We start from the raw sequence: 17,530 nt of genomic DNA, 5'->3' as shown, positions 1-17,530 counted from the left end.
AACAGCCAAGGCTGCTCAGTCAGATGTTTGAAGGCGGTTGAAGGTGACACTTCAGCAGTCTGAGCGATACGCAGCGGTAGTTCAGTCGGTTAGAATACCGGCCTGTCACGCCGGGGGTCGCGGGTTCGAGTCCCGTCCGCTGCGCCATATCTGTTCCGGGGTCCACTGAACACCCCGAGAGCGCCAAAGCAAGCTTCATGCTTGATTGGATCGATAGCAAAGACCCTGGTCGAAAGACCGGGGTTTTTTGTGTCTGCGATTTGATGATGCTACCTGTAGGGGAGGGCTTGCCAGCGATAGCGTCGTCAAGATCGCCATCGCCGGCAAGCCGGTTCCTGCAGGGTGTCGATCAGAAGCCCAGCTTGTCCCGCAGCCCGTAATACCACGCGCCCATTGCCGCAAATGGAGTGCGCAGCAGTTGGCCGCCCGGGAACGGGTAGTGCGGCAGGTCGGCAAACGCGTCAAAACGCTCCGCTTGGCCTCTGAGGGCTTCGGCCAGTACTTTGCCCGCCAGGTGCGTATACGTCACGCCATGCCCGCTACAGCCCTGGGAGTAGTAGATGTTATCGCCGATGCGGCCAACCTGGGGCAGGCGAGACAAGGTCAGCAGGAAGTTGCCGGTCCAGGCGTAGTCGATTTTTACATCCTTCAATTGCGGGAAGGCCTTGAGCATCTTCGGTCGGATGATTGCTTCGATATTTGCCGGATCCCGCGCGCCATACACCACGCCACCGCCGAAGATCAGGCGCTTGTCGCTGGTCAGTCGATAGTAGTCGAGCAAGTAGTTGCAGTCTTCGACGCAGAAGTCCTGGGGCAGCAGGGTTTTAGCCAGTTCATCCCCCAGAGGTGCGGTGGTGATCACTTGTGTGCCGCATGGCATCGACTTGGCTGCCAGTTCGGGCACGAGGTTGCCCAGGTACGCGTTGCCGGCGACGATGATGAATTTAGCCTTTACCTTGCCTTGCGCCGTGTGGACGACAGGGTTGGCGCCACGCTCGATACGCACGGCGGCGGACTGTTCGTAGATAGTGCCGCCCAGGGACTCCACTGCCGCCGCTTCACCCAATGCCAGGTTCAGCGGATGGATATGCCCGCCACTCATGTCCAGCAGGCCGCCCACGTAGTTGTCACAGGCCACTACCTCGCGGATGCGCCGCTCGTCGAGCAACTCCAACTGCGTATGGCCGTAGCGCTCCCACAAACGCTTCTGCGATTCCAGGTGGCCCATGTGCTTGCTATTGAGTGCAGCGAAGACCCCGCCGTCCTTCAAGTCGCACTGAATCTGGTATTTGGCTACCCGCTCACGAATGATCCTGCCGCCCTCAAATGCCATTTGTCCCAATAGCTGTGCCTGTTGGGGGCCGACGCTGCGTTCGATCACATCGATATCACGGCTGTAGCTGTTGACGATCTGGCCACCGTTGCGCCCAGATGCACCGAAACCTACCTTGGCGGCTTCCAGTACCGTCACGCGAAAGCCGTTCTCCAGCAGGAACAGCGCGCTCGACAACCCGGTATAGCCGGCGCCGATCACGCACACATCGGTTTCGACTTCACCTTGCAGCGCTGGCCGGGGAGGAACCGCATTGGCGGACGCTGCGTAATACGACTGGGGGTAGGGGGTGTTCGCCATACTGGAACCTCTGTTTTATATTTTTTACGAGTGCGCCGATCCTACCTCAGTTGAAAATACCCTGCCAGCCACCCGGAAAAAGCCGCGCGGCTAATGAAAAATAAAAAATTCGCATATTCATAGGCTTAGCTTCAAAAAAGGTGTTGACACCCCTCGGGAATTCCGTAGAATGCCGCCTCACAGCAGGCACGTAGCTCAGTTGGTTAGAGCACCACCTTGACATGGTGGGGGTCGTTGGTTCGAGTCCAATCGCGCCTACCAAACAAAATCCGCTCTGCTGGGCGGTCTAGAAGGGCTCACCGAAAGGTGGGCCCTTTTTTGTTGCTCTCTTGCCGGCCTCTGCGTTGGCGACCGCGAAGTTCATACCAAACACTGCGAAAGCGCTCATGGCTTACCTCCCAGCGTGCGCCTGCCTCGCCGGCTGGCGTGATTCGTTTAAGTGGGTGATATGCTTTGCTGCTTATCAAACAAGGAGGTGGCAATGGCCGGTAAAAAGCTTGAAGCGTTCCGCGAGTGGTTCACCCCGCGTAAGCGGTTATGGGCTGGGGTCACTTTTCTTGCCACTGCGGCATTCGGGCCGCTTCTCTATCCAGGCCTAAATGGTTATTGGGGGTGCTTGATTGGTCCCGGCGCCATATTTCTCGGCAGTACATGGAATCCCCACGCTCACGATAAGCAACAGTGAAGTGTTCGGCAGCGGGGTCACGCTTCGCACGCCGCTGGGGAATCAAGGCAATACAGAACTGTTGTGGGGCGCTACTTCAACCCCGACCTGACAACGCGCAGCCTCGGTGGCTTTGCGCAGTTGCAACATAAGCTCAATGAGCGCTGGGGCGCCGGCGGCAGCTTTACCTGGATGAAGGGCCGGGAGCAGCCTGACGGTCGTGACTGGCTACCGCATCCCACCGCTCAAACTGACCGCCTACCTTGAGCTCGAGCCGAGTGAAGCCTGGAGCAACCGCGTGCAGGCCACCTATTTCGATGGCGCTGATTATCGCCTGGTTGGCGTTGCCAGCTTTGGACGACGCAAGGTCGACAGCTACACCACCGTCGATATGATCAGCCAATACCAACTCGGTGAAAATGATCAGGTCAGCATGGGCATTCAGAACCTGTTCAATCGCAGTACTGCCTGCTCTACAGTCAACAATACCAGCCACATGCCGGCGCCAGGCACGGTGTTGACCGCAAGTTACACACCGCTGGTAAATGCGGGAGTTGCGCCTGATTGATCCACGATCGCGACACTCATATTGAGCCGACCTGCAGGGTGTTATAGAACAACACCCTTGCAGTGCCTTCTGAGGCTGTCTGGACCTTAATTATGGGTTTGAAAATGAAAGTAGAGAAAAACAACAAGATCTTCGCCGCTCCCATTCTCTTCTCGTTATTGATGCTTCAGTGTGCGCCGGTATGGTCAGGGCAAGTCACAAGTGTTGTTTCCAATGATCTGACTTCAGCCGTCGCCTGGAGGCAGACGGCTGCCGAGTTCGAGGCGCTTTACTATCAAGGTTTCAATATTGCCAAGATGCGCCTGGACAGTGCCCTGCAAGCGCACAAAGCCGGCGATCGGCCGTTGGCGATTATCAGCGACATCGACGACACCGTCTTGAGCAGCAACAGCTACTGGGGCTACATGATCAATTCGGGCAAAGAGTTCTTCGATGATGCCGCCTGGGATAAATGGGTGGCTGAAAACGGCCCGGTGGCCACGCCTGGCGCAGTGGAGTTTTTGAATTATGCGCAATCAAAAGGGGTAGAGGTTTTCTACGTCACGAGCCGTGACCAGGGCGACAAAACCTATGAATACGCCTTGGCAAACCTGCGCAATAGCAAGCTTCCCTTTGCGGATGAAAAGCACCTGACGGTTTACCGCGACACATCCAATAAAGAGCCCAGGCAACTGGAAATTGCCAAGGACTATGAAGTGGTCGTGATGTTGGGCGACAACCTCAATGACTTCAAGCGCAAGTACTACGTGTCCGATGTGCAGCAGCGCATGGCGCTGATGACCGAAGACAAGCAAGAGTTCGGTCGCAAGTTTGTTCTCTTCCCCAACCCGACCGATGGGCACTGGCTTAAGGCTATTTTTGGTGATTCCGAGCCACCAGCCACACCGCAAAACAGCGCCAAATTCAAGGCCGCAGCTGCGTCCAGAGCTTGGCAGCCCTGATCAAGCAGGTTCACCCGGCAGGGCATACCACGATTTGAACCACGCAAATCGTGGCATGCCTGTAATTGCCTGCCATCCCCTCACAAACTTTATTGGTTTGCAGCAACAATTTTTCTTGTTGGACACCCTCCGCTCCAAGCAGCAAAGATGCCCGCCAATGACCCTCGACCTACCCGGTCAATAATAAAAATCCGCGTCGGGCTCCCCGCCATTGCTTATCAGCGAGGCAGGCGTCGCAGCACGCAATCAAGGACTCAACGCCATGCAAACTGTTGTGAACCTTTGGCCGCTGATTGGCGTGCTCGTCATCGTGGTCGGCTTCGTGTTGCGCTTCAATCCGTTGCTGGTGGTGACGGCGGCAGCGATTGCCACCGGATTTGCCGCGCACTTCCCCTTGGAAAAAATCCTCGCCACCATGGGCGATGGCTTCCTGCAGACCCGCGCCTTGCAACTGATCCTGTTGCTGCCCCTGGCCGTCATCGGCCTGCTGGAGCGCCATGGCCTGCGCCTGCACGCGCAGAACTGGATTGCGCGCTTCGAGCGCGCCACCGTCGGGCGTCTGTTGATCATTTATCTGTTTGTTCGCGAATCCACAGCGGCCATGGGCCTGACCAGTCTTGGCGGGCATCCGCAAATGGTGCGCCCTTTGCTGGCGCCCATGGCGGAAGGCGCGGCCGAGAAACGCTTTGGCAAGCTGCCGGACAAGGTGCGCCACAAGGTCCTGGCGATGTGCGCCGCCACGGACAACGTGGGGCTGTTTTTTGGTGAAGACATCTTCGTGGCCTTTGGTGCGATTGCCTTGATGCACACCTTCCTGCTGGGCTCTGGCATTGATGTCGAACCGCTGCATATTGCGGTCTGGGGCATCCCCACGGCGATTTGTGCGTTCATTGTGCACGCGATACGTTTGCACCGCTTTGACCGGAGGTTGACCCGCGAACTGACAGCCTCGGCGCCCGCCAGCGTTCAGCCGGAGGCCGCGCAATGATCATTTCTATCCAATATCTGTATTGGCTCGCCGGGGTTTTGTTGCTGATTACCGCGGGCATGATCCTGGCTGACCGCACCCACCCCAAACGCTGGTCAAGTGCTTTGTTCTGGCTGCTGTTCGCCATTCCGTTCCTGGTGGGCGAGCACTTGCCGTCGGTGGTCGTGGGCGTTGGCGTGGTGCTGATGGCGTTGATCGCCGGGCTCGGCGGGGTGGGGCGTGGTGCCCATGTCGAGCTGCATGACAAAGCCTCCCGTGCCAGCGCCGGCCGGCTGGGTCATAAACTGTTTATTCCGGCCCTGGCCATTCCGTTGACCACCGTAATCGGCTCTGTGCTGCTCAAGAACGTCGAGATTGGCGGCGTGCCACTGCTGGACCCGAAAAACACCACGTTCGTATCCCTCGGCCTCGGCTGCCTGATCGCCCTGGGCCTGGCCTGCTGGCTGACCCGCGACACGCCGGTGCAGGCCTTGCGGGAGTCGCGACGCCTGACCGAAGCCCTGGGCTGGGCCATGGTCTTGCCGCAGATGCTGGCGATGCTTGGCTTGCTGTTTAACGAGGCTGGCGTAGGGACGGCCGTGGCTCACGTCACCACCACCTATATCAACCTGGATTACAAGCTGGTGGCGGTGATGGTCTATGTGTTGGGCATGGCGCTGTTCACGGTGATCATGGGCAACGGTTTTGCCGCCTTCCCGGTGATGACCGGCGGTGTTGGTGTGCCGGTACTGGTGGGGATTTATGGCGGCAACCCGGCGGTAATGGCGGCCATCGGCATGTTTTCCGGGTACTGCGGTACGTTGATGACGCCGATGGCGGCGAACTTCAATATTGTGCCCGCGGCGCTACTGGAATTGCCTGACAAAAACGCGGTGATCAAGGCGCAGATGCCCACGGCGTTGATGATGTTGCTGGTCAACATCGTCCTTCTTTATGTGTTGATGTGAGGTGGTGATGGGGACTGTGCTACTGACGGGGTTTGAGCCGTTCGATCAAGACCTGATCAACCCGTCCTGGGAAGCTGTTCGTCAACTGGACGGGGTGCAATTGCAGGAAGGCGTCACCATCATCGCCCGCCAATTGCCCTGTGCCTTTGCCACTGCGGTTATCTGTTTGAACCAGTTACTGGCCGAGCATCAACCGCAACTGGTAATTGCCACCGGCCTGGGGCCAGGGCGCAGTGATATTTCTATCGAGCGAGTGGCGATCAACCTCAACGATGCGCGGATCCCGGACAACCTGGGGGCTCAGCCTGTCGATACGGCGGTGATCCCTGAAGGGCCAGCGGCCTATTTCAGTACCTTGCCGGTCAAGGCCATGGTCAAGGCGGTGCGCGACGCTGGCATCGCCGCTTCGGTCTCGCACACGGCGGGCACCTTTGTGTGTAACCAAGTGTTCTACAGCTTGCAGCATGCCTTGGCGGGGTCTGGCGTGCGCAGTGGGTTTATCCATGTTCCTTTTCTGCCAGGGCAGGGGGCCGGGCCTCAGCCCTCAATGGCATTGGGGGCTACAGTCGAAGGGCTTAGGGTCGCGGTTCTGGCCGCATGGAATACGCCGCAAGATATCCCGGAGAGCGGCGGTCAGGTTTGCTGACAGCCTGGCGTCATCCTTCGTTTACAAGGCCTGGGCCGATCCGTAGATTGCATCAGGGCCCGATAATGGGCAGCGAGCATAAGAGGGAGCCCAGCAGTGTCCGTCAAAGAATCGGCTGTATTTGATCGTCCGTACCGTGCATTTCTGTTTGATATGGACGGCACCCTACTCAACTCCATGGCTGCCGCAGAGCGGGTCTGGGCTGCCTGGGCGCGACGCCACGGGCTGGATGTCGAGGCGTTTCTGGGGACCATCCATGGTGTTCGGGCCATCGATACGATCAACCGCCAGGCGTTGCCGGGGGTGGATGCGCAGGCTGAGGCGCGAGGGATTACCGAGGCAGAGATCGAGGATGTGGAGGGCGTGCTGGCAATCCCAGGCGCTGTGGCATTTTTGCAGAGTTTGCCTGCCCACTGCTGGGCCGTGGTCACGTCTGCGCCCAAGGCCCTTGCCCTGCGCCGTATGCACGCGGCAGGCCTGGTGCCGCCGGCTGTCATGATTACGGCTGAGGATGTGGACAGCGGCAAGCCGGATCCGGCCTGTTACCTGTTGGGCGCCCAGCGTCTGGGGGTGCCGATAGGTGAGTGCCTGGTGTTCGAGGATGCCCCGGTGGGGATCCGCGCCGGTGAGGCGGCGGGTGCGGACGTCCTAGTGGTGACCTCGGCGCATGGGGAGCCAATGGTGACGGATCATCCAACGATTGCGAGTTATGACCGCGTACATGTCCAGTGCGACGCCGCTGGTTCACTGCGCTTGCGGCCTTCTACACCGGCTTGAATGCCTCGCCACGCTTGGTCAGCAGGATGTTTTCAGCGCTAGCCCACTGGTAGCCCAATGGATCTTTGATGCTCCCGTGGGTAATGGTGCCCGTGATCAGGTGCAGCAGATGAAGTTGACGCAGGCCCGCGAGGACTTCATCGGGCTTGCCGTGCAATTGCGCGGAAGACTTTGGATGATCTGCTGAGAGTTGTGCGATCAAGAACAATAGGTTCTTGGCGTTATGTTCTATGTCCATATCGATAACGTTTTTTATGGGATGTATGGGTATGGGTGCTACCGAAGTGGATAGTTCCTCCTGATTTAAGCATGGGATCCAATCGCTGTTTCAAGAGGGGGTTTTCTGGCGGGCCTGGCGAAACGCTCGACGACTGAGTTTTCGCTGGATCGCAGCCTGGATGGGCTTGAGGCAGAAGCAGAACAGATAGCCACCGAGAAACAACGCCAGGTCTGGCCATGAATTGGCATCCTGGACGGTGGTAGTGCCTTCCATATAAAACCTGAGGCCATACCCGATCGCTACGAAAGCCAGGGCAATCACCAGGGCGATTATCCAGGATTTGCGGGTATAGGGCTCTTTGCGGGATCGCCTCATTAACGCGCTCCGAGGGCACTGTAAGGTTTTGTAACGTTCCTGGAGGGGTTTGTCTGTTAAACGGCCCGCAAGTTCCGCGGGTGAGCCGGGGGAGGGGATGGCACGTGGCTGGGCCTGGCGCGAATGCTGCGCTGATCACGGAATACCGTAGACAGGCCAAGAGGCTTTCGCCAGCCGTTACAGGGGACGAGCGGGCTGGCTACTGGGAGGGCTTCAAGGTGTTTCGCGTTTGTCCGGTGCAGTCAGGCCTGCCTGGATGCGCTGGTAAATCTCTTCGCGATGCACGGCAACATCTTTGGGAGCATTGATGCCGATTCTTACTTGCTGGCCGCTAACGCCCAGAATGGTGATCGTAATGTCATCACCGATATTTATGCTTTCACCGACTTTGCGGGTGAGTATCAGCATGGACTTCTCCTTGATTGCTTTGAAGGACGCATGTTCTAACAGGGCGGATGTCGGTTGCGTGTAGCTTACTGTGAAGCGCTTCCCTGTGGCTGCCTCTTTTAGGACGCATGGAGGCGGCATTAATTCCCATGGCGCCATCATACAGGTCTGGGAAACATCCTTCGCAATGTTTAAGCCAACGTTTATGACGGCCAGAATAGGCAGCGAATGATAAAGTTGCCTCTTTGATCATTAAAGGGGCAGGGCAGTGCGTAAAGTAGCGATGGCAATTGTGGTATTGGCGTTGGCCGGATGCGGTGAAGGGCCCAATCTCGACACCCCCCGAGACAAAGCTGAAGCCGCCAAGGCCCAGGCGCCTGCGGTTGCCGCTGTGCAGTGGGATATCCTGGTGCGCTCGCCCGACAACAAACTGCAGGCGCTGACCGACCTGACCGCCTGGTTGCTGGAAAACGGCTTTACTTTCTATCTGGCCAAGGAAGACGGCAAGGACTTGGTGCTGTTGGGACCATTCGCCAGCAAGGCCGAGGCCGAGGCTCGCCAGGTCCAGTTGCAGGAAAGGCTGGTGAAAAAGAAGAAGACCGACGCCGAGTCGCTGGTGATCGAGCACAAGGCCCGCCAGTAACAAGGTGGTTGGCGGGATCGGCGGATCCCGCTCGCGTTTATCCGCAGGCCTTGAGGTCCACCGGGCCGACGAACTCGTTGCCGCGCCCCATCACGCATGCCACGGTTTGATTGCGCTGGCGCTCCCAAGGCTGCACGGGATAGGTCCGGTTCCAGGCTTCATACAACTGGCGGTCCTGTTTCGACAGGCGCAGACCGTATTGTTTACTCATGTAAAAGTAAGTCCGGGCAATCATGCCGCGGATAGATGGCCTGGGCATGACCTTCTTGGCCTTGAAGTCCACTTGAGTCAGGCATGAACCGTATTGCCCGCTCTGCACTGGCAACCAGCCAAAGCTGAAGTTGTTTCGATCGCCATTGACCTCGCCGATGCTCGGTACCAGGTTGTGCAGGTCGGCTTCCGCGCGCTTGAAGACAGTATCGGTACGCGTGCAGTTTTTGCGTCCGCCGTCTTGCCAGCACTGGCGTTGATGCCCGATCTGCCATGCGGGGACAATATGCTCCCACTCGATGCGCGCGGCCCGGTTCGCGTTTTTACGTGGGATGTAGCCGCAGGCTTTCAGGTCTACCCGGTTACCCGTGTATTTGCAGCCGCAATAAAACTCCGTGGATTGCGGAGCGTAGAGTTTCCAGGCGATTTTCTTGGCTTCACTGAAGGTGCGTGGGGCTTGGGCGTGGGCGGCGGTGGCAAAAAAAACACAGAACAGGGCGATAAAACGGACACTCATTGACTCAATCTTCCTTCGGCACGACCCAGAAAATCTGCACCCCACCATCATCGCGATAGGCGAGGGTGACGTTGTCGTTTTCTGCGATTTCCTCTAGTAGTCGTGCCCATTCGTCCTCTGGTTCCTCGGGCAGGCGAAAAATCAACGCGGCTTTGTTTTTTTGGGCGTTGGTGGAATTGATGATTTTTTGCACGCGGATCGCCAGGCGTTGGTAGGCGTCGGGAGGTGTTGGTGTTGCAGCGGAGGGCTTGGCCACGGAGGAGTCCTTAGTTAGCTGTACGAACATACAGTATTTAACTGTGAGAAAATTCGCAACTGCTTAAAATCCAAGAAGACTGTGTGGCGGCAAATTTATGAAAGGCAGGAATGTTTTTTGTAGGGGCCGGCTTACCGGCGATAGGGGTATGTCAGTCAATGATGCAACATCAGGTAGACCAGCTATCGCTGGTAAGCCTGCGCCTACAGCGATAGCGGCGTATCGGTTACCGAGTGGACTCAGTATTCCCAGAAGATGCGCTGCAGTTCCTTGCTGTCCTGGGTCTTGGTCAAGGCGACCATGGCCAGGATGCGGGCTTTCTGCGGGTTCAGGTCGTGGGCCACGACCCAGTCGTACTTGTCGTCAGGCTGTTCGGCGTTGCGCAGAACGAAACCGCCGGCATTGACGTGGGAAGAACGAATGATCTGTACGCCTTCCTTACGCAGTTCCTGCAGGGCAGGCACTACCTTGGCCGGTACCGAGCCATTGCCGGTGCCGGCATGGATGATGGCTTTGGCGCCAGCCTGGGCCAGGGCTTTGTAGGCGGTGTCGCTGACGTTGCCATAGCCGTAGGCAATTTCAACATCCGGCAGGCTCTTGATGTTCTTGATATCGAACTCCGAGCCCATGGTGTGACGCTTGGCTGGCTGGCGGAACCAGTAGGACTTGCCCTCTACAACCATGCCAAGTGGGCCCCAGGCGCTTTTGAAGGCCTCAGTCTTGATGTTGATCATCTTGCTCACGTCGCGACCCGACTGGATCTCGTCGTTCATGGTCACCAGTACGCCTTTGCCGCGTGCGTCCTTGCTGCCGGCTACGGCCACGGCGTTGTACAGGTTCAGCATGCCGTCGGCGGACATGGCAGTGCCCGGGCGCATGGAGCCCACGACGACGATTGGCTTGTCGGTCTTTTCCACCAGGTTGAGGAAGTAGGCGGTTTCTTCGAGGGTGTCGGTGCCGTGGGTGATCACGATTCCGTCCACGTCCTTGCTGTCGGCAAGTTCGGCGACACGACGACCCAGTTGCAGCAGGTTTTCGTTGGTGATGCTCTCGGAAGCAATCTGCATCACTTGCTCGCCACGCACGTTGGCGATCTGGCTGAGCTCGGGAATGCCGGCGATCAATTGTTCGATACCGACCTTGGCCGCCTGGTAGGTGGCGCTGTTGGCCGCGCTGGCGCCAGCGCCGGCGATGGTGCCGCCAGTGGCCAGTACCACCACGTTGGACAGCTTGGTCTTGGATTCAACTTCCTTGGCCTGGGCGGCAACCGGGAAGAGCAGCAGCAGGGCTAAGGCGCCCGGAACAAAGTTCTTGAGTGCAGATTTCATTATTTTTCTCTCTAGTTTTGATGAGTGCATGTGCAGGTTCATCCAGAACACCCCGGGCTGCGCTGAGCACCACAAGGTGCTGATTAAGAGCAGGATTTGTACCAGCGAGATTTTGTTTGAGGATTGTTTTTAACCTGCTGATTTAAAACAAATTTTTAACGTTGTGTGATTTTTTGGCTTCAGCTCGTGTCCGAATTTCCGAACGCTGGCGGCTTCGGCGTTCGGTTGTCCGAAAATCATTCCGGAAAAATCAGCAAGACGCTTCTGAAATGCGGCCGCAGGTCTGTCGTTTTAGAGAACGATCGCCTAGCCCGGATGTTTAGGCACGCGGGGGTTGGGCTGTAGGGCAGGAAGTAGAGCGTGCACGGAAAAAGCCCGTTTCTTTCGTTGACAAAATTCAGCCTTATTCGCATAGTTTGTTTAGCGCAAACGTTTGCGAGATGTTTCACGAGCACTCCGTGAGTGAGGTGAAGCTGCAGGCGTTGCTCAAAATAATCATAAGATCGGAGTGAACCCATGAAGCTGCCATTCGCTGGACGTTTGCTTGCTGCCGCTGTCCTGGCTGCTGCATCCGCTGCCCTGCCTCTTTCCTCTGCATTCGCTGATGACAGCGCCGCCAAACCCAAGGTCGGCCTGGTGATGAAGTCCCTGGCCAATGAGTTTTTCGTCACCATGCAAGACGGTGCCAAGGACTATCAGAAAGCCCATGCCGCCGATTTCGACATGATCACCAACGGGATCAAGAACGAAACCGACACCTCGGCCCAGATTGATATCGTCAACCAGATGATCCTCGCGAAAGTCAACGCAATCGTCATCGCGCCCGCCGACTCCAAGGCCCTGGTCAACGTCCTGAAGAAAGCCTCCGATGCCGGGATCAAGGTGGTCAACATCGATAACCGCCTCGACCCTGAAGTGCTGAAAAGCAAAAACCTCGAGGTTCCCTTCGTAGGCCCGGATAACCGCAAGGGTTCGCGCCTGGTCGGCGAGTACCTGGCCAAGCAGCTGGCGAGCGGCGACAAGGTCGGGATTATCGAAGGTGTGCCGACCACCACCAACGCCCAGCAACGCACCGCCGGCTTCAAGGATGCGATGGATGGGGCGGGTATGAAGATTGTCTCCGTGCAGTCCGGTAACTGGGAGATCGACCAGGGCAACAAGGTCGCGGCTGCCATGTTGAGCGAACACCCAGACCTCAAGGCGCTGCTGGCCGGTAATGACAATATGGCCCTGGGTGCCGTTTCTGCGGTACGTGCGGCAGGCAAGGCCGGCAAGGTCCAGGTGGTTGGCTACGACAATATCGCCGCGATCAAACCGATGCTCAAGGACGGCCGCATCCTGGCCACCGCCGATCAGGCAGCTGCGCAGCAAGCAGTGTTTGGTATCCAGAACGCGCTGAAGCTGGTCAAGGGTGAAAAGGTCGAGTCCGTGGATGGCGTGATCGAAACGCCGGTAGAACTCGTCCTCAAGCAATAATCCCTGGCTGCGCACTACAGCGCCCGTTCACGTCGAGCGGGCGCCTGGAGATTTTCCTATGTCATCTTCCGCACCGACCACTGTCCTCTCGGTCAGCGGTATCGGTAAGACCTATGCCCAGCCTGTCTTGTCTGACATCACCCTGACGCTCAATCGCGGCGAGGTGTTGGCACTGACCGGTGAGAATGGCGCGGGCAAAAGCACCCTGTCGAAGATCATCGGTGGCCTGGTTACACCCACCACCGGGCAGATGCAGTTCAACGGCCAGGACTATGCCCCGGCCAGCCGCACCCAGGCGGAAAAGCAGGGGATCCGCATGGTGATGCAGGAGCTCAACCTGCTGCCGACCCTGACCGTAGCCGAAAACCTGTTCCTCGATAACCTGCCCAGTCGTGGTGGCTGGATCAGCCGCAAGCAACTGCGCAAGGCTGCGATCGAGGCCATGGCACACGTGGGGCTGGATGCCATCGACCCGGACACCCTGGTCGGCAGCCTGGGCATCGGTCATCAGCAGATGGTCGAGATCGCCCGCAACCTGATCGGCGACTGCCATGTGCTGATCCTCGACGAACCGACGGCAATGCTTACCGCCCGTGAAGTCGAGATGCTGTTTGAGCAAATCACCCGCCTGCAGGCTCGGGGCGTGGCAATTATCTACATTTCCCATCGCCTGGAAGAGCTGGCCCGCGTGGCCCAGCGCATTGCGGTGCTGCGTGACGGCCAACTGGTGTGTGTCGAGCCAATGGCCAACTACAACAGCGAGCAACTGGTCACGCTGATGGTCGGTCGCGAGTTGGGCGAGCACATCGACCTCGGCCCGCGCACCATTGGCGCGCCTGCCTTGACGGTCACGGGCCTGACCCGTTCGGACAAGGTCCGGGATGTGTCCTTTGAGGTGCGCGCCGGTGAGATCTACGGCATCTCAGGACTGATCGGTGCCGGTCGCACGGAGTTGCTGCGCCTGATCTTTGGTGCCGACCTGGCCGACAGTGGCACGGTGGCCCTCGGCTCGCCGGCCCGGGTGGTGAGCATTCGCTCGCCGGTGGATGCGGTAGGGCACGGCATTGCGCTGATCACCGAGGATCGCAAGGGCGAGGGCCTGTTGCTCAGCCAGTCCATCAGCGCCAACACGGCCCTGGGCAATATGGCCAAGGTGTCCAGCGCCGGCCTGGTCAATGGGCGTGATGAAGCGGCGCTGGCCAAGCGGCAGATCGACGCCATGCGCATCCGCAGCTCCAGCCCCGCGCAATTGGTATCCGAGCTGTCGGGCGGCAATCAGCAAAAGGTGGTGATCGGCCGCTGGCTTGAGCGCGATTGCGCGGTGATGCTGTTCGACGAACCGACCCGTGGCATCGACGTCGGCGCCAAATTTGATATCTATGCGCTGCTTGGCGACTTGACCCGCCAGGGCAAGGCGCTGGTGGTGGTGTCCAGCGACTTGCGCGAGCTGATGCTGATCTGCGACCGCATCGGCGTGCTGTCTGCCGGACGCTTGATCGAAACCTTCGCGCGTGACAGCTGGACCCAGGACGAATTGCTTGCCGCCGCGTTTGCCGGCTATCAGAAACGTGATGCGTTGCTCAACGAAGCAGCGCCCAGGACAACCCCATGAAAACAGCAACTCCAACCGCAAAAGCCGGCGGCAATTTCTACGGCCTGGGCACCTACCTGGGCCTGGCAGGTGCCTTGATGGCGATGATTGCGCTGTTCTCGGCCCTGAGCAGCCACTTTTGGTCCTATGACACCTTCAGCACCATCGCCAACCAGATTCCCGACCTGATGGTGCTGGCGGTCGGCATGACGTTCATCCTGATCATCGGCGGCATCGACCTGTCGGTGGGTTCAGTGCTGGCCCTGGCAGCATCTGCGGTCAGCGTGGCGATCCTCGGCTGGGGCTGGAGCGTAGTCCCGGCGGCGTTGCTCGGCATGGGCTGTGCGGCCCTGGCCGGGACCATCACCGGTTCCATCACCGTGGCCTGGCGTATTCCGTCGTTCATCGTGTCCCTCGGCGTGCTGGAAATGGCCCGTGGCGCGGCCTACCAGATGACAGGCTCGCGCACCGCCTATATCGGCGACTCCTTCGCCTGGCTGTCCAACCCGGTGGCATTTGGTATCTCGCCATCATTCATCATTGCCTTGCTGGTGATTATCGTTGCCCAGGCGGTGCTGACGCGCACTGTGTTCGGTCGCTACCTGATTGGTATCGGCACCAATGAAGAAGCGGTGCGTCTGGCGGGGATCAATCCAAAACCCTACAAGATCCTGGTGTTCAGCCTGATGGGGCTGTTGGCCGGTGTGGCGGCACTGTTCCAGATTTCCCGCCTGGAAGCGGCCGACCCGAATGCCGGCTCCGGCCTGGAGCTGCAAGTGATTGCCGCAGTGGTGATCGGTGGCACCAGCCTGATGGGCGGGCGTGGTTCGGTGATCAGCACGTTCTTCGGGGTGCTGATCATTTCTGTATTGGCAGCCGGCCTGGCGCAGATCGGCGCGACCGAGCCGACCAAGCGCATCATTACCGGCGCCGTTATCGTGATTGCAGTGGTGCTGGACACCTACCGCAGTCAACGCGCAAGCCGGCGGGGTTGAGACATGGCAACCATCAAGGATGTGGCGGCGCTTGCGGGCATTTCCTACACCACGGTTTCCCATGTGGTGAACAGGACGCGCCCGGTCAGCGAGCCCGTGCGGCTCAAGGTCGAAGCAGCGATCAAGCAGCTGGACTATGTACCCAGCGCAGTCGCCCGTTCGCTGAAGGCCAAGACCACCGCGACCATCGGCCTGTTGGTGCCCAACAGCCTGAACCCGTATTTCGCGGAGCTGGCCAGGGGCATCGAGGATTACTGCGAGCGCAATGGCTACTGCGTGATCCTGTGCAATTCCGATGATAACGCCGATAAACAGCGCAACTATTTGCGGGTGTTACTGGAGAAGCGCGTCGATGGCCTGATCGTTACCTCGGTTGGTGGCGATGACAGTGGCCTGGCGACTGGCCTCAAGGCGGTGCGCACGCCCATGGTCATTGTCGACCGGGGCCTGGAGGGCGTTGATGTGGACCTGGTGCGCATCGACCATGAGCAGGGCGCTTATCTGGCGACCCGGCATTTGCTGGAGCTGGGGCACCGGGATATCGCCTGTATCGGCGGACCGGCGCACACGCGTGTCGCGCAGATGCGACTGGCCGGCTACGAGCGGGCGTTGCAGGAGGCCGGTGTGGCGGTTCCTGCCAGCCGCGTATTGGAAAGTGATTTCACCAGTACCGGTGGCTATGCGGCGGCGGTGCAGTTGCTGGCGGATAATCCGCCCAGCGCGATATTCGCCGGCAACGATATGATCGGCTTCGGTGTGCTGCGTGCGGCCGCCGAACGCAACCTGCGGGTGCCCGCCGAGCTGTCGGTGATTGGTTTTGATGACATTCAAATGAGCCGCTATGTCTACCCCGCGTTGACTACCGTGGGCCAGTCGATCCTGCAATTGGGGGAGATGGCGGCGGAGTTGTTATTGCGACGGATTGCGACACCGCAATTGCCGGCTGACCAACGCATTGTCACGCCGAGCATTGTCTTGCGTGAGTCAACGGCGCCGTTGGCTGGCGTGTTTGCCTCAAACCGCTGAACGAATTGATGAGTATTGATGTATGCCAGCAAAAGTAGTGGTAGTAGGTAGCCTGAACATGGACCTGGTGACCCGCGCCAGCCGGCTGCCTCGCGGCGGTGAAACCCTGGTCGGCCAGTCGTTTGCCACCGTGCCGGGCGGTAAGGGCGCCAATCAGGCGGTCGCTGCGGCGCGTCTGGGGGCTGACGTTGCGATGATCGGCTGCGTAGGCAGCGATGCCTATGGCGCCCAGTTGCGTGACGCGTTGTTGGTGGAGGGAATCGACTGCCAGGCCGTCAACGAGGTAGAGGGCTCCAGCGGTGTTGCGCTGATTGTGGTGGATGACAGCAGTCAGAATGCGATCGTGATTGTGGCTGGCAGCAACGGCCAACTGACACCTGCGTCGCTGCTGGCGTTCGACGCTGTGCTGCAGGCGGCCGAGGTGATTGTCTGTCAGCTCGAAGTGCCCATGGACACTGTGGGGTATGCCCTCAAGCGCGCTCGCGCACTGGGCAAGACGGTGATCCTCAACCCCGCGCCCGCCAGCGGGCCGTTGCCGGCAGACTGGTACGCGGCGATCGACTACCTGATCCCCAACGAAAGCGAAGCATCGGCCTTGAGCGGTGTGCCGGTGGATTCGCTGGACGCGGCCAAGGTCGCGGCTACGCATCTGCTAAATGCCGGTGCGGGCAAGGTGATTGTGACCCTGGGCTCGCAAGGCGCGCTGTTCGCCGATGGCCAGGGTTTCGAGCATCTGCCGGCGCCCAAGGTCCAGGCGGTGGATACCACGGCGGCGGGCGATACCTTTGTCGGCGGCTTTGCCGCAGCACTGGCCAACGGGCAGGGCGAGGCCGAGGCCATACGTTTTGGCCAGGTCGCGGCGGCGCTGTCGGTCACCCGTGCCGGGGCGCAACCCTCTATTCCCACATTGCATGACGTTCAAGGCTTTGCTCGCCCATGAAGAAGACTCCATTGCTCAACATTGCCCTGTCGCGGTTGATCGCCTCCCTCGGCCATGGCGACATCCTGGTGATCGGCGATGCCGGCCTGCCGGTGCCTCCGGGGGTGGAGTTGATCGATCTGGCGCTGACCCAGGGCATTCCTGATTTCATCAGCACCCTGCGCATTGTGCTCACGGAGATGCAGGTTGAAAGCCACGTGTTGGCTGAGGAAATCCTGCACAAGCAGCCGCCGGCGCTGGCTGATCTCAACGCGCTGGACCCGCACGACCTGGGTGAGCGCCGCCTGCTCAGCCATGAGGCGTTCAAGCAGCTCAGCCACAAGGCGCGCGCGGTGGTGCGTACTGGCGAGTGCCAGCCCTACTGTAATATCGCGCTGGTGTCTGGCGTGACTTTCTAGCATT

General features: G+C 59.3%; 19 protein-coding genes, 2 tRNA genes and 1 pseudogene. 15 read left to right on the top strand and 7 right to left on the bottom strand.

Going from position 1 to position 17,530, the window contains the following annotated elements; all coding sequences use genetic code 11:
• Window positions 1-70: 70 nt before the first annotated feature.
• Window positions 71-147, top strand: a tRNA-Asp gene (locus C5F71_RS03055).
• A 202-nt stretch (window positions 148-349) separates the two neighbouring features.
• On the opposite strand, the gene C5F71_RS03050 is transcribed toward C5F71_RS03055, so the two are convergent.
• Window positions 350-1,633 (bottom strand): FAD-binding oxidoreductase, encoded by a 1,284-nt coding sequence (locus tag C5F71_RS03050; RefSeq protein ID WP_104910604.1) that lies wholly within the window; start codon window positions 1,631-1,633, stop codon window positions 350-352.
• A 184-nt stretch (window positions 1,634-1,817) separates the two neighbouring features.
• Here C5F71_RS03050 and C5F71_RS03045 point away from each other — a divergent pair.
• The 7 genes and pseudogenes from C5F71_RS03045 (at window position 1,818) to C5F71_RS03010 (ending at window position 7,164) form a co-directional block, all read left to right on the top strand.
• Window positions 1,818-1,894: transfer RNA gene (locus C5F71_RS03045), tRNA-Val, on the top strand.
• Between the two features lie 559 nt (window positions 1,895-2,453).
• Window positions 2,454-2,865, top strand: a pseudogene (locus C5F71_RS03035) (TonB-dependent receptor domain-containing protein); the annotation flags it as partial.
• 104 nt (window positions 2,866-2,969) lie between these two features.
• A complete protein-coding gene (locus tag C5F71_RS03030) occupies window positions 2,970-3,806 on the top strand; it encodes a 5'-nucleotidase, lipoprotein e(P4) family (protein ID WP_070995092.1) in 837 nt (278 codons plus the stop codon).
• 262 nt (window positions 3,807-4,068) lie between these two features.
• A complete protein-coding gene (locus tag C5F71_RS03025; protein ID WP_104910603.1) occupies window positions 4,069-4,794 on the top strand; it encodes a DUF969 domain-containing protein in 726 nt (241 codons plus the stop codon).
• Window positions 4,791-5,741, top strand: coding sequence for a DUF979 domain-containing protein (locus tag C5F71_RS03020; RefSeq protein WP_092231387.1), 951 nt, complete (start codon window positions 4,791-4,793; stop codon window positions 5,739-5,741). Before C5F71_RS03025 ends, C5F71_RS03020 begins: the two co-directional genes overlap by 4 nt.
• A 7-nt stretch (window positions 5,742-5,748) precedes the next feature.
• The gene (pcp, locus tag C5F71_RS03015) at window positions 5,749-6,387 is read left to right on the top strand and encodes a pyroglutamyl-peptidase I (RefSeq protein ID WP_029294197.1); all 639 of its coding nucleotides are present in this window, start codon (window positions 5,749-5,751) and stop codon (window positions 6,385-6,387) included.
• A gap of 96 nt (window positions 6,388-6,483) precedes the next feature.
• Window positions 6,484-7,164, top strand: a complete 681-nt coding sequence (locus C5F71_RS03010) for an HAD family hydrolase (protein WP_104910602.1) — start codon at window positions 6,484-6,486, stop codon at window positions 7,162-7,164.
• Here C5F71_RS03010 and C5F71_RS03005 read toward each other — a convergent pair.
• From C5F71_RS03005 to csrA, 3 genes are all read right to left on the bottom strand, one after another.
• Entirely contained in the window at window positions 7,151-7,402 is a 252-nt protein-coding gene (locus tag C5F71_RS03005; protein ID WP_104910601.1) for a hypothetical protein, read from the bottom strand. The two genes, C5F71_RS03010 and C5F71_RS03005, sit on opposite strands and share 14 nt — an antisense overlap.
• 90 nt (window positions 7,403-7,492) lie before the next feature.
• A complete protein-coding gene (locus C5F71_RS03000) occupies window positions 7,493-7,759 on the bottom strand; it encodes a hypothetical protein (protein ID WP_029294203.1) in 267 nt (88 codons plus the stop codon).
• Between the two features lie 213 nt (window positions 7,760-7,972).
• Window positions 7,973-8,167, bottom strand: coding sequence for a carbon storage regulator CsrA (gene csrA / locus C5F71_RS02995; protein ID WP_007920550.1), 195 nt, complete (start codon window positions 8,165-8,167; stop codon window positions 7,973-7,975).
• 247 nt (window positions 8,168-8,414) lie between these two features.
• Here csrA and C5F71_RS02990 point away from each other — a divergent pair, with 247 nt between their 5' ends.
• Window positions 8,415-8,789 carry a penicillin-binding protein activator LpoB gene (locus tag C5F71_RS02990; RefSeq protein ID WP_104910600.1) on the top strand — a complete coding sequence of 125 codons (375 nt, stop codon included), beginning with the start codon at window positions 8,415-8,417 and terminating at the stop codon, window positions 8,787-8,789.
• Window positions 8,790-8,826: 37 nt separating this feature from the next.
• Here C5F71_RS02990 and C5F71_RS02985 read toward each other — a convergent pair whose 3' ends face one another.
• From C5F71_RS02985 to C5F71_RS02975, 3 genes are all read right to left on the bottom strand, one after another.
• Window positions 8,827-9,516 (bottom strand): endonuclease, encoded by a 690-nt coding sequence (locus C5F71_RS02985; protein WP_104910599.1) that lies wholly within the window; start codon window positions 9,514-9,516, stop codon window positions 8,827-8,829.
• A 4-nt stretch (window positions 9,517-9,520) separates the two neighbouring features.
• A complete protein-coding gene (locus C5F71_RS02980; protein WP_029294216.1) occupies window positions 9,521-9,772 on the bottom strand; it encodes a DUF1654 domain-containing protein in 252 nt (83 codons plus the stop codon).
• Between the two features lie 239 nt (window positions 9,773-10,011).
• Window positions 10,012-11,100, bottom strand: a complete 1,089-nt coding sequence (locus tag C5F71_RS02975; protein ID WP_029294218.1) for an asparaginase — start codon at window positions 11,098-11,100, stop codon at window positions 10,012-10,014.
• Window positions 11,101-11,616: 516 nt separating this feature from the next.
• On the opposite strand from C5F71_RS02975, the gene C5F71_RS02970 reads away from it, so the two are divergent.
• The 6 genes from C5F71_RS02970 to rbsD are packed head-to-tail and all read left to right on the top strand — an operon-like array spanning window position 11,617 to window position 17,526.
• On the top strand, window positions 11,617-12,576 hold the full coding sequence (locus C5F71_RS02970) for a sugar ABC transporter substrate-binding protein (RefSeq protein WP_104910598.1): 960 nt from the start codon (window positions 11,617-11,619) through the stop codon (window positions 12,574-12,576).
• A 58-nt stretch (window positions 12,577-12,634) separates the two neighbouring features.
• Complete coding sequence (locus C5F71_RS02965) at window positions 12,635-14,188, top strand: sugar ABC transporter ATP-binding protein (RefSeq protein WP_104910597.1); 1,554 nt, start codon at window positions 12,635-12,637, stop codon at window positions 14,186-14,188.
• Window positions 14,185-15,162: an ABC transporter permease gene (locus C5F71_RS02960; protein ID WP_070995071.1), complete on the top strand. Its 978-nt coding sequence runs from the start codon at window positions 14,185-14,187 to the stop codon at window positions 15,160-15,162. Before C5F71_RS02965 ends, C5F71_RS02960 begins: the two co-directional genes overlap by 4 nt.
• A 3-nt stretch (window positions 15,163-15,165) precedes the next feature.
• A complete protein-coding gene (locus C5F71_RS02955) occupies window positions 15,166-16,188 on the top strand; it encodes a LacI family DNA-binding transcriptional regulator (protein WP_104910596.1) in 1,023 nt (340 codons plus the stop codon).
• A 22-nt stretch (window positions 16,189-16,210) separates the two neighbouring features.
• Entirely contained in the window at window positions 16,211-17,128 is a 918-nt protein-coding gene (gene rbsK / locus C5F71_RS02950; RefSeq protein WP_104910595.1) for a ribokinase, read from the top strand.
• A complete protein-coding gene (gene rbsD / locus C5F71_RS02945) occupies window positions 17,125-17,526 on the top strand; it encodes a D-ribose pyranase (protein WP_029294231.1) in 402 nt (133 codons plus the stop codon). The genes rbsK and rbsD overlap by 4 nt, the downstream gene beginning before the upstream one ends.
• Window positions 17,527-17,530 lie beyond the last annotated feature (4 nt).

The sequence above is a fragment of the Pseudomonas sp. LG1D9 genome (assembly GCF_002949995.1).
GTDB classification, from domain to species: domain Bacteria; phylum Pseudomonadota; class Gammaproteobacteria; order Pseudomonadales; family Pseudomonadaceae; genus Aquipseudomonas; species Aquipseudomonas proteolytica.
This window is presented reverse-complemented; position numbering and strand designations above follow the sequence as displayed.